This is a genomic window from Ochrobactrum quorumnocens (genome assembly GCF_002278035.1).
Classification (GTDB): domain Bacteria; phylum Pseudomonadota; class Alphaproteobacteria; order Rhizobiales; family Rhizobiaceae; genus Brucella; species Brucella quorumnocens.
The window spans coordinates 235740-247632 of the sequence record NZ_CP022605.1; the positions used below are offsets into that span (position 1 = coordinate 235740).

The following is an 11893-nucleotide window of genomic DNA, read 5'->3' on the forward strand; positions in this document are numbered from 1 at the left end:
ACCTGTCGCATCTTCTGGATGCAGCCACTACCGTCCCTGTTCTCGCAGATCATAGTGTTTAAAAATGGAGCGATCTGCAACCGTGAGCTTGTGAGTTCAACGCAGGATCGATATTTCCGAACTCAATCGCTCCAAGAGCAACAAACATATAACTCAGACGTGCCTGCGGTAAATGAGGTGGAGCCGGTGATTAATGTCCCAATAATTTTCGATTATTTGTGATTAGCAAGCCCTCCAAAAACGTCCGGAACGCTTTGACAGCGCGCTTTGAAGTCATCTCAGGAACGCTCGAATTAGCAATCCATTGTGCCGCACTGCTGCTTGCAGCATTGATAAGTCGCGCTGCTGCTTCGGTATCAATTTCGACAATGATGCCATCTGCTAGCAATCTATCAAGGCTTTGAGCCATGGCTTTAATGCAGCCGCTGGCGTTTGGCCATCCTGAGGGGTCGCCAAATACCGCCGGACCGTCACGAAACATAATGCGCTGGATCTCAGGTTCAAGCGCCATTTCAATATAGGCCGCATTCTCATCAACGAAGCCCTGCCACGGATCGGGAGCGGTTTTAGAAATCGCACGTAATCTTGTCGCCATCTCCAAATCAATTTCGTTGATTACAGCTTGCAACAGGCCTTTCTTGTCGCCAAAGTGATGATAAAGAGCACCTCTTGTTAGCCCAGCAGATGCCGTGAAGTCATCCATCGATGCTTCCGCATATCCAACTGCACCAAAGGCCCTGCGGCCCGCAGCGACAAGCTTCGCCTTTGTTTCGACAATCATTTCGCTCCGCGGTTTGCGCATAGTCGCTCCCTTATTCTCATACGCCACGTATATTAGTTGACATACGCGGCGTATCAAGTATGTAATTAACATACGTACCGTATGCAAGTTTTATATATCATCACTTAGAGGCTGCACTGATGTCTAATCCATATAGGGAAATTTTCAGCGCTCCAGGCGCTGTGCGCTTTTCAACCGCAGCATTCTTCGCGCGCATGCCTTTTGCGATGGCACCAGTTGGTATTGTCGCCATGCTGGCCCAGACCCATGGGGAATATTGGCTCGCGGGAGCGGTTTCTGCCACGTTTGCGCTAACCAATGCATTTGCGGCACCGCAAATATCGCGACTCGTCGACCGTTTTGGTCAAAGCCGCGTCGTAATACCCACTACTGTCATTTCGGTAATAGCTTTCGTCTTTCTAATAGCGGCTACAAATCAGAGTTGGTCCAACTGGACGCTATTTGTTTCTGCATTCTTTGCAGGTTCTATGCCTAGTATCCCCGCGATGGTTCGGGCTAGATGGACAGAAATTTTCCGTAACCGCCCAGAACTAAATACCGCATTTGCGTTCGAATCAGCTGCGGATGAACTTGTTTATATTTCGGGGGCTTCGCTTTCTGTTGCATTGGCCGTGTCACTGTTTCCCGAAGCGGGAATGCTTATAAGCACAGCTTTTCTTGCGGTTGGAACTACTGCCTTCATTCTCCAGCGATCAAGTGAACCACCAATTCGGTCAATTGATCTGACTATCACGCGGCGTTCGGCGATCTGGTCGCGTCCAGTTCAGATTATCACGCTCGCGCTCATATTTGTCGGTTCCACATTTGCAACAGCGGAAGTCAGCGCCGTAGCAATCACCAGAGAACTTGGTCAACCCAAAGCAGCCAGCATTGTTATCGGTGTCTATGCCATCGGTTCATTCATCGTCGGAATAACGCTGGGAGCACTTGCGCTTCGCATGCCTCTGCATCGCCAGCTGATGATTGCCGTGAGCATTCTGGCGTTGACTGCTCTGCCTCTACCCTTTGCGGGAACATCGACATTGGCTCTCGCAACGGCTGTGTTCATCAGCGGCATTGCCATTTCTCCTACATTCATTACGGCCTTCGGATTGATCGAGCGTCGGGTGCCTGAAACAATGCTAACCGAAGGAATAACCTGGGTTATGACAGGCATAGGCATAGGAATGGCGTTTGGCGCTTTCGTTTCGGGGTTGGTTGTCGACCATTTTGGCGCAGCAAATGGGTTTTGGGTTTCAGTGGCGGCGAGTTTCATGGCAGCTGCAATCGTCGCGCTTAGCCAGGCCAGCCTCTCGGGAGAGACGAAAAGCGAGGAATACTGCGCTTCTTGTGCAATTGAGCTGGGCGAATAAGAAGCGCACCCATGCCTCACTTGATTATTAGAGAAAACGCGTACCACTGTATATCTAAAGTCAGGCGCAGCCGTGCGCTTGGCTCCCATTGTTAATGCATCATGGGCGGTCGCCAATATAGCCGATACCAGGATATTGATTACACAGTTTCTCTTCCCTCACGGGCTTCTAGAATACGGTCGATAATACCCCATTCTAGCGCTTCTTCTGCAGTTAAAAATCGGTCGCGGTCCATTCCACGCTCAAACTCTTCATAGGAGAGACCACAATGCTCCGCGTAAAGACGGGTCATGCGTTGTTTGATCTTCAGGGTTTCCTCCGCATGTATGAGAATGTCGGACGCCTGCCCCTGAAAGCCGCCAGACGGTTGATGGATGAGTATACTGGCATTGGGCAATGCGGCTCTTTCATTCGGCTCACCCGCCATCAGCAGGAACGATCCCATCGAACGGGCGGTCCCCATGCAAAGCGTATGAACTGGTGCACGAATAAAGCGCATGGTGTCATAAATTGCCAAGCCACTTGTAACGACGCCGCCCGGCGAATTAATGTAGAGATTGATAGGCTTCCTCGGGTTCTCTGCCTCGAGAAAAAGTAGCTGTGCGCAAACCAGAGCCGAAACCGTGTCGTTGACCTCGCCGTTAAGAAAGATAATCCTCTCGCGAAGAAGGCGAGAGTAAATGTCAAAAGACCTCTCCCCGCTACTTGATTGCTCAATGACCGTAGGGACAAGCTGCATTGCTTCGCGCATTGGCGAACTCCCAGAATTCCGGAATTAAAGTGAGGTGATACAGCGTCAGGCGGCGTGCATGAAAGGCGAACCGTTGTTGTTCGCCGCCTGTTTCTTCGTTCGATCAAGCCGTGTGTCAGTCAATTCATGGACAATCCGCAGATGTGTGCCACCCGACATATTCGGGATGATTGTAAATGTTACTATGCTTTCAAGGAAAGGTGGGGCGTCATCACGCATTCTATACCGAACTTCTTCGCTAGGCTTGATAACTGCCGATTCTGTATCGATCAACGCGTCTTTCGGCAACCAGCTTTCCCTAATTTCCCGATTGCTGATCGCGCGCCAGACCTTTTCGGGCAAAGCGTCTAAATCAAATTCCAAGTTGATACAGGCGGCCTGCTGCTTGGCCTTGTCATCGTTCATTGGTCCATATCCTTCAGCAAGGCCTTAAGAGTTTCAATGCGTTGAGGCCAGAAGGTATGATACTTAGCCAACCATAGTGCGATGAAGGCCAGCCCCTCAGGATCGACCTCGTAGTTCACAAAGCGGCCTTGTCGTTCTTCCTTCACAAGCTTTGCACCCCGCAGAACCGCGAGATGCTGAGACATCGCAGGTTGACTGATCTCCACACCCTCGCGTAACGCGCTGGCGTTCAGGCTACCTGTAGCCAGCTTCTCAAAGATTGCGCGGCGAGTGGGATCTGCCAGCGCTCGGAATACATCATTCTTAATCATGCCATCACATAAGCCAATACTTATGTGATTCGCAAGGGAATCGTTGCAGTTTTCGATACCGCGACCTACACTTTCCATATAACCGGCCACTGGTTGATCAAAATCCATCAGCTGAACAAGCGCTGAAGCACTCACGATACTTGTTGTGTATTAGCTCCTCAAAATAGTCGGTGCCCCTGAAGCCGTATCTATGATCGCGACCTTAGTCGCGCCGGACGTTGCATAGTCGCCAGTTCGCAGTCTCAAATTAGTGACGTATCCATCGACGGGTGAACGGATAGTCGTGCGGGCAAGGGTAGCTGGCGCCGCCTTATAGGCCGCGCTTGCCACAGCCGCTGCGCCGCTCGATTGCTGAGTGGCTTCTTGTGAAACAATCCTTGAGTTCACTGCCTCTGCGCCATTGTTTGGCGAACAATCATATGCCTGGCTTTGAGATCACCCTTTATAAATTACACGCAAGTCGCAGCCGATTGGACTTTCTTACTAAAGAGTGACGAAACGGTGCAAAATGTTATTGCCGAACTCGATTACCGCTCAGTCAACGCCTTTATCACGATGTTCAAAAAAGCGTCGAGGAGCACTTCCGCATTCTATTCCGCGCAACGTATTGCCCATACACCTTCAGCGATCTTAATAATGGAACGGGTCTGATCGCCGGCGATAACTAGTGGTGGCTTTGATCGACTTCACCACTTTCATTGGTACTTCAGTCATCGGAATCCGCATTACAAACCAAGGTGGGTTCTGCCGTTAAAGAAGCTTCCGCATGGCACAGCGGCTTGCCATTGGCAGCCCCGCTCGCGCCTCGGCGTCTAAGACGCCTCTCAGCCATGGGGAAAGTTCCTCACAACTAAGCGTATTAAACCCCAGACGTTGATAAAAGAGCTCGTTCCATGGGACATTTCGGAAGGTAGTTAGGGTCAGTGCATTGTTTCCTTTATCAATGGCGAACTGCTGCGTAGCCTCCATTAATCTCCGTCCAAGGCCGCGCCCCTGGTGATCTGCATGAACGGCCACCTGCCAAATGTGCAAGGCATCGTCGATCGGCTCGGCGTTGAGGAAGCCCACAATTCCAGAACCTTTCCGCTCGACGACGAAGGCGATACCATTTGCGATCAATGTACGGTGATGTTCCTCTGACTGCACATTATCATCAGCAACCCATTTGAGCGCCGATACTTGTCGAAATATCTCACCGGAGCTCCGTTCAATCTCAGGCAAAACGGTAGCATCGTATTCTTTGGCAAATCTTATGATTGTCATATCCCCAACTTAGTTAAACGACCCTTGATTGAGAAGGGCTTTCGAGGTCTGAAGGTTGAGACGGAATAGAGAGGCGCTTCTGGAATGATGGAATAGCCCCCTAATTGCCCGGACAGTTTCTGCCACTTAAATAAGTGATAGGACTACTGTTCACATTATGACTGGTAATAGCATTAAGATGGAAATTCTTTCCGGCCCTGAGCAGCGTCGACGCTGGAGTACAGCGGAGAAGCTTGCGATGGTCTACGAGACGGACGCGACGGTCAGTCTGGTCGCCCGTCGTCATGGCATTGCGCCTAACCAGCTGTTCACCTGGCACAAGCTTGCGTCACAGGGTGCATTGGTCGCAACGGCAGCCGAAGAGGAGATTGTCCCTGCCTCGGAATATCGGGCGCTTCAGGCTCAGGTGAAGGAATTGCAACGCCTTCTGGGCAAGAAAACGATGGAGGGGGAAATTCTCAAGGAAGCCCTCGAAATCGCCAACGGCCCAAAAAACCCATGCTGCACTCAATCTCGCTGCCGAAGGACGTTTTGCGATGAAAGCGGTATGCGAGACGCTAGGTGTTGCCCGGTCGAATATCGCGGCGCGAGCCACAGGCACCCTTTCCAAAGCCCTAGGGAGAGCTCCGCTTCCCGACGCTGATCTGGTTGCTCAGATCAAGGCGATCATTGAAGAAATGTCGACCTATGGCTATCGGCGCGTTCATGCCACTCTGCGGCGCAAGGCCCGTGAACAGGGCTGTTCATGGCCAAATGCCAAGCGGGTTTATCGCGTGATGAAGCAGCATGATCTGCTCCTTCAGCGCCATACCGGAGCTGCCGGTGAACGCAGACACGACGGGCAAATCGCCGTCGAGCGCTCCAATACCAGATGGCGCTCCGATGGCTTCGAAATCACGTGCGACAACAAAGAAAAGGTCCGCGTTGCTTTTGCGCTCGACTGCTGTAACCGGGAAGCAATCGCTCATGTGTCCACGACAGAAGGCATCAAGAGCGAAGATGTGCAGGATCTTGTCATCACGGCGGTAGAAAACCGCTTCGGGCGCATCAATATGCTGGCAGAGCCCATCCAGTGGCTTACCGACAATGGTTCATGCTTCATTGCGAAAAACACCGCGTCCCTGCTCCGGGATATCGGTATGGAGCAGTGCAGAACACCAGTGCGCAGCCCGCAGTCAAATGGAATGGCTGAGGCTTTCGTCAAAACATTCAAGCGCGATTATGTCCGGATCAACCCGAAGCCGGACGCCGAAACTGTCATGGCTCAACTGCCATTATGGTTCGAGCATTATAACAATCTTCACCCGCACAAGGCTTTAGGATATCAATCTCCACGAGAGTTCCTGAGCCGAAATGCTCAATCCTGAAAATGTCCGGTTTTTAAGGGGCAACTCCACATTGAAGCAGCAACGCCGAAAACACCTATCATACCAAATTTATCGAACAGTGCCTCAGCAGTTGCCAACAAAAAGGGAGCCTGCTGCAGATCCGTTAGCGCTTTTCAGGGCCACTCCAAACTCACAAATGCAAGCAAGGTAAAGTGCTGGAACTTAAATTCGGACCGAACGCGACCATTTTATCGGTTAATCTCAATAGAAAAGCGATAATACTATAGCTTCTCTAAAGAATTACCATGGAACCATAGACAGCGTAACTGTATTTGAAAACTCAAATTTGAGCGGTTATTGCGATTTGCAGCGCTCTATGGAGCTAAGTGGCGACTCTCTCAGCTTTTTGGCTTCATCCCACAAAAACCGAATAAAATCACACAGACCGAAACCACAACCTTTGCCATTGACTCTCATCTATGGCTAGTGTGTCCAACCATCGTCGGATTATAGTCCTAGCTCACGTCAAAAGCTGGCGGAAAATGCCACTTGCCTTTCCGGTTCTTCAGAAATGCGATTTTCTTGGCGTGATCGCCTTGGTTTCAAACTTGAAGCTACTTTGAAAGGACGCGATTGGGACGCTTTCTTGTCGCGAAAACATGAAAATGATAGGATCAAAATTATCCCGTCGTAGGCGTGCTATCACCTATGTGCTGCAGCGTAGTTTTAGATACAACGCGAATGTCGGCCAAGTCTCGCACAATCCTTACCATGCATGTCAGCCATCAGGTCAGCCCCCTCACCGCGCTTTTGCAAAGCCGGGATCGGTAGCGATTAATCGCTCCAGCATCGGCACGATCAGCCTTCTGCCGAATTACAGCGTTAATTGGTGCCGCGTCTGCGGGAGAGCCGTACCACTTGGTCTGCCGGCTTGGCCTGATTGAGAGGGGACCGGTCGCCGCAAATGTGGATGACATCTCCTTTGCCGCCGCTGCTCATATCAGTTGCCGTCTCGGTGAGATAGCGGGCCGGAGTTGTGCCAAGCATCCGCCGGAACATAGCGATGAATGCACTCGGGCTCTCATATCCCAGGTCGATTGCGATGTTCGTTACGGATTCGCCGTCCGCCAGCCTTTGAAGCGCAAGGCCGACATGCAGTTGCTGTCGCCAGCGACCCAATGACATGCCCGTTTCACGCTGGAACAGCCTCGTCAGTGTGCGATTGCTCGCACCGACACGAGCGCCCCATTCTTCGAGATTCAGCCTGAGTGAAGGATCGTCGAGCAGCGTATCTGCCAACCGCTTCAGTCTCCGGTCGGCAGGCATGGGCAGACGCAACGGCTCCACCGGTGCTCTCTCAAGCTCGTCCATCAGGACTGATGCCAGCCGCGCCTCCCGGATATTACCGTCCGAGGAACTGTGCGGCTCGTTGACGAAACGCAGGATCAATTCGCGCAGGAGAGGCTGGACGAAAAGAATACCGCAATCTGCCCGCTGGCCCCGGCTCTCGTCAGGTTCGACATACAGATTGCCGATCGAGACTTGGCCAGTCGCCCGCGCAAAATGGGGCACACCGCTCGGAATCCAGATAGCGCATTGCGGCGGAACGGTCCAGACACCTTGCGCGGCCTCGACCGTGATGAGCCCCTCGATGACATAGAGCAATTGGTCCTTGCGGTGCTTGTGCGGTTCCGTCTCGCCAGCAAAAGCGAGTTCGGCTTTGAGGCCGACAACGGGGCGGGCTAAAGTATCTGGAAAATCATGGGAAGGAAGAACCGGGATGCTCATGGATGATACCTCAACGCTCTCGCCTGACTGTAGCTTTCCTCTCCATTCCCAAGTTTTGCAACATAGCACGCTTCACGCAGTTTGGCTGCTGTGAATCGGCCATGGTTTGCAGCGAAACGGCCACGCATCAGGCAGATCTCGGTGGTATCAAGGGGTTAACCGGTGCCCGTTGCAGGGTGGCGGCGAGGAGCAAAGCGACGATCCCCACCCAGAAGACGAGATAGAACCCACTCACATAGGATAGCACAGTCGCCTCGCGCGCAACGACGGAAGCGACGCCTGACACACCGCTGGCGGCGCGCTGGACAACAGCAGGCTGTCCAGCCTCCACACCCGCCTTCAGCATGACGCTATGGGTATCCGACGAAAGCCGCAGCACTAGCGCTATAACGCCACTTGCCACGCCAGGTGCGAAGATGCGCGCAAGAGGAGCATAGACCCCGATGGCCGCCGCGTGCGCCGGGTTCATGTTGACGATGATGGTCGGGATAATGCCCATAAGCGTCAGGCACTCTCCGATGGCAAAGAGAATGAGGACCGGAACATATTGATCGATCCGCCATTCGTTGTTGATGCTGGAACCGCACCAGGCCGAGGTGAATACAATGATACTCAAGCCTGCGATTAGCAACAGACGTGCGTCCACACGCCGTGCGAGCCACACAACAACCGGCGTCATCGCCAGATAGACGCCGAAGACGATAATGGCGGCCGATCCAGTCTGGAGCGGCTTCAACTTTCCGATCGCGGCAAGGAAATTCGGGATCAGTACCGACGTCGGCGCCATCAGTACCCCATAGAGACAGGCGATCAGGAGCGCGGTGCGGACATTGTGGTTTCCGAGCGCGCTGAAATCGACGAACGCATCCTTTTTCAGCGCGATATTGACAATAGATATCACCAGCAGGAATGCGCCACCCGCCAGGCAGGCCGTCACCACGCCGGAATCGAACCATCCCAGGGACTCGCCGAGAGAGCATCCCGCAAACAGCATGGCTAGGCCTAAGGAAAACATCGTCATGCCTCCCCAATCGCTATTCCGCAGCTTGTCGTGATCGATCGACGTCAGGGGAAGCGCTTTCCAGGCCATGAATGCGATGAGAGGCCCGGCGAGTGTGGCAGTCCAATAGATCCACCGCCAGTCAATGACATCGACGTAAATCCCGGAAAGGCCAACACCAACATCGGTTCCGAACGAAGCCCGCAGGCTGTAGACCGCCATCGCCATGAGCCAGAGATGCGGTTTCAGGCTCCGTAGTGCCAGTGAAATCGTCAGCGGGAGATAGGTTCCCAGGCATAGCCCTACGACGACATGGAGGAAAACGAGCAAATCGTAGCTGCGCACGAAGGGTATTGTCAGGGTTGCCAGTGCAATCGTCACACTCGCCACGATGATGACGCGGGCCGGGCCGAAAATCAGCGATAGCCAGACAGTGACAGGCATGGTCAAAAGCTGCGCCGCGTTCATCGCTGTGCTCAGCCAGGCCCCTTCTATGACGTCGAGACCGAACGCCCCTCTCAGGTCAGCGAGGGACATGGAAAAAAGCCGGCCCTGCAATGTAGTGAAAAAAGCGCCCACGAAAACGACCGCCACCGTCAGCGCAGGATTTGGCGTTCGGGCACCGCGCCAGAGATGTGAGATGGAAGGGACTTTATCGAGCCGCATCGGCGTAGGTCTCTTTTGTCCCAATGAGTTGTTCACGGCCGTAGGCGGCACCCCTCGTTCCGAGCGTATCAATCCGCGCCCCGGCGGACATGCCTGGCCTCAGGAGATCAAGGTCCGCTTGCCCCGGCTGGAGTTCAATGCGCACCGGGATACGTTGAATGACCTTGGTGAAGTTGCCCGTTGCGTTGTCTGTTGGGACAAGCGACGATTCGTTTCCGCTCATCGGGGCAATTTGCTCGACGCGCCCTTGAAAGCGATGTCCGGGAAGGGCATCGATTACAACTTCCACCGGTTGTCCCGCACGGACACTCCTGAGCTGCGTTTCCTTATAGTTTGCAATCACATAGGGTCGGGTGAGAGGCACAATCGTGACAATCTGCGTTCCTGACGCCACAAGGCTGCCTATTTGAACACTGCGTCGGCCAAGCCTACCGCCAAAAGGTGCGACGATTCTGGTGTAGCCCAATTCGAGCTTTGCCGACGCAAGGGAAGCCGCAGCAACATCACGATCCGCCACGCGTTGGGCGCGTTGTCCCGCCAGCGTAAACAATTGTCGTCGCGCAAAGGTCAGGGCTGCGACTGTCGCCTCGCGAGAGGCTTTCGCCGACGCCAGTTCCGCCTTTGCGTCATCGAAAGATTTCCGCGAAACAGAGCCATTAGTTACGAGCTGGATTTTTCGGTCATAATCCTGTTGGAATTGTGTGAGGCGGGCTTCCGAAGCGCGAAGCGACGCGTCAGCTTGCTCAATCGCAACGCGCCGTTCGGCTTCCTCATTGCCGAGATTGTCGAGCACGGCTTGTGCTTTTGCGAGCGATGCTTCCGCCGCTTGGACGCGCACGGCATAGTCATCGCTCTCGATTTCGGCGATGATATCTCCGGCTTTAACGGCTTGGTAATCCGCGACGGGAAGGCTCCTGACATAGCCGCCAACGCGTGCGCTCAATACCGCAGGCTCGGATTTGACAAACGCATTCTGCGTAGATTGCGTCGGGCGGTCACTCGTCCACGCATCCCAGTTGGAAACCGTGTAAGCGACCGCGCCTATGACGGCGGCACATGCCAGCCACGGGGCCAATCTGAGATGCCTCACGCGCGGTAAAGGCGGCTCTTGGTCGGATGCTGAAGGTGAAGTGGCGGTTGTTGCTGCACGACTTGGCATGAAACTTCTCAACTCGAATTCTATAGTTTGTTGAGAAAGATATTTCAACAGTTGCGGATTCTTTGCGCTTGCGAGAAGGACAGAAAACCGTTCAACGCGGCCAATTTATTCTGCTGTTATGAAATTTAATCCGCGAGCAATACTTTCATCAAATCTGCGACGTGCTGCAATCCTGCATCCTTTGTCCGCCGCCGGTGCCATGCTAGATGCAGAGCGAATCCCGGCACATCAATTGGCGTTGGCAAAATAGTGAGGCCGTCAGCTAGCACGGCGACACGTGAGGGCAGCATCGCTATCATGTCAGAGCCACGCAGGAGTTCAGCCACCATTCCAAATGACGGAACCACCAAACCGACACGCCGCGCTCGCCCGATCCGCGAAAGTTCCATGTCCAACGGACTGCGTCCTTCTCCCTTGCCCGAAACGAGAATGTGCGGAAAATCCAGCCATCGGTCGAGATTGAAGCCGTCCGCAGCCGGATGGCCCTCACGAAGCGCAATGACATAGTGCTCATTTAGCAGCGTATCGCGATGGATATCGTCATCGTCATCCGGAAGGACGGAAACGGCAAAATCGATCGTGCCGTCGATCAGTGCCGCCCGTGCCGCATCTGTTCCGTTCCACGGCAGGATCATCAAATCTATGCCGGGCGCTGAGGTCTGCAAAGCGCGCTGAAGCGGCGGCAGCACGAAGAGCGCCGGATAGTCTGCCATTGAAAGACGCAGGGTTTGCCTAATCTCCTTGAGCCGAGGCTCCGGCAGATCGACAAGGTCTGCGATCCCGGCAAGCAGGGATTTGAGCGGAGCACGAAGCGATTCCGCCCTGGCAGTCCGACGCATCGTTCCGCGTCCGCGTTTGAGGAGTTCATCACCAAACAATTGGCGGCATCGCTGCAAGGCAGCCGAAGCGGCGGGCTGCGAAAGGCCCACCCGGTGGGCAGCCCTGCTGACATGTGTTTCATCCAGCAGCGCATCGAGGATCACAAGCAGGTTCAGGTCGATCGATCTTAAATTCATGCGACAAATAATAAGATAGAAAATATATCGATTGGAATAATTTTCCGACTTC

General features: G+C 53.7%; 12 protein-coding genes. 2 read left to right on the forward strand and 10 right to left on the reverse strand.

Going from position 1 to position 11893, the window contains the following annotated elements; translation table 11 throughout:
- Window positions 1-190 precede the first annotated feature (190 nt).
- Window positions 191-802, reverse strand: a complete 612-nt coding sequence (locus CES85_RS23135; RefSeq protein ID WP_095448196.1) for a TetR/AcrR family transcriptional regulator — start codon at window positions 800-802, stop codon at window positions 191-193.
- Window positions 803-921: 119 nt separating this feature from the next.
- Here CES85_RS23135 and CES85_RS23140 point away from each other — a divergent pair, with 119 nt between their 5' ends.
- A complete protein-coding gene (locus CES85_RS23140; RefSeq protein WP_095448197.1) occupies window positions 922-2154 on the forward strand; it encodes an MFS transporter in 1233 nt (410 codons plus the stop codon).
- 139 nt (window positions 2155-2293) lie between these two features.
- Here CES85_RS23140 and CES85_RS23145 read toward each other — a convergent pair whose 3' ends face one another.
- The 4 genes from CES85_RS23145 to CES85_RS23160 form a co-directional block, all read right to left on the reverse strand.
- Entirely contained in the window at window positions 2294-2905 is a 612-nt protein-coding gene (locus CES85_RS23145; protein WP_095448198.1) for an ATP-dependent Clp protease proteolytic subunit, read from the reverse strand.
- 45 nt (window positions 2906-2950) lie between these two features.
- A complete protein-coding gene (locus CES85_RS23150) occupies window positions 2951-3310 on the reverse strand; it encodes an SRPBCC family protein (RefSeq protein ID WP_095448199.1) in 360 nt (119 codons plus the stop codon).
- Window positions 3307-3621 (reverse strand): ArsR/SmtB family transcription factor, encoded by a 315-nt coding sequence (locus tag CES85_RS23155; protein ID WP_095448831.1) that lies wholly within the window; start codon window positions 3619-3621, stop codon window positions 3307-3309. Before CES85_RS23155 ends, CES85_RS23150 begins: the two co-directional genes overlap by 4 nt.
- Window positions 3622-4371: 750 nt before the next feature.
- Entirely contained in the window at window positions 4372-4884 is a 513-nt protein-coding gene (locus CES85_RS23160) for a GNAT family N-acetyltransferase (RefSeq protein WP_095448200.1), read from the reverse strand.
- A gap of 157 nt (window positions 4885-5041) precedes the next feature.
- Here CES85_RS23160 and CES85_RS23165 point away from each other — a divergent pair.
- Window positions 5042-6251, forward strand: a protein-coding gene (locus CES85_RS23165) for an IS3 family transposase (RefSeq protein WP_095448201.1) whose coding sequence is annotated in 2 segments (ribosomal slippage) — window positions 5042-5376 and window positions 5375-6251 — 1212 coding nt in all. Because the reading frame shifts where the segments join, the coding sequence is not laid out codon by codon here.
- A gap of 760 nt (window positions 6252-7011) precedes the next feature.
- On the opposite strand, the gene CES85_RS28255 is transcribed toward CES85_RS23165, so the two are convergent.
- The 5 genes from CES85_RS28255 to CES85_RS23190 form a co-directional block, all read right to left on the reverse strand.
- The gene (locus CES85_RS28255) at window positions 7012-7074 is read right to left on the reverse strand and encodes a DUF2274 domain-containing protein (protein WP_350340782.1); all 63 of its coding nucleotides are present in this window, start codon (window positions 7072-7074) and stop codon (window positions 7012-7014) included.
- A 20-nt stretch (window positions 7075-7094) separates the two neighbouring features.
- A complete protein-coding gene (locus CES85_RS23175; protein ID WP_095448202.1) occupies window positions 7095-8000 on the reverse strand; it encodes an AraC family transcriptional regulator in 906 nt (301 codons plus the stop codon).
- 127 nt (window positions 8001-8127) lie between these two features.
- Complete coding sequence (locus CES85_RS23180; RefSeq protein WP_095448203.1) at window positions 8128-9666, reverse strand: MFS transporter; 1539 nt, start codon at window positions 9664-9666, stop codon at window positions 8128-8130.
- Complete coding sequence (locus tag CES85_RS23185; RefSeq protein WP_095448204.1) at window positions 9653-10825, reverse strand: HlyD family secretion protein; 1173 nt, start codon at window positions 10823-10825, stop codon at window positions 9653-9655. The genes CES85_RS23180 and CES85_RS23185 overlap by 14 nt, the downstream gene beginning before the upstream one ends.
- A 125-nt stretch (window positions 10826-10950) precedes the next feature.
- Entirely contained in the window at window positions 10951-11841 is an 891-nt protein-coding gene (locus CES85_RS23190; protein ID WP_095448833.1) for a LysR family transcriptional regulator, read from the reverse strand.
- Between the last annotated feature and the right edge of the window lie 52 nt (window positions 11842-11893).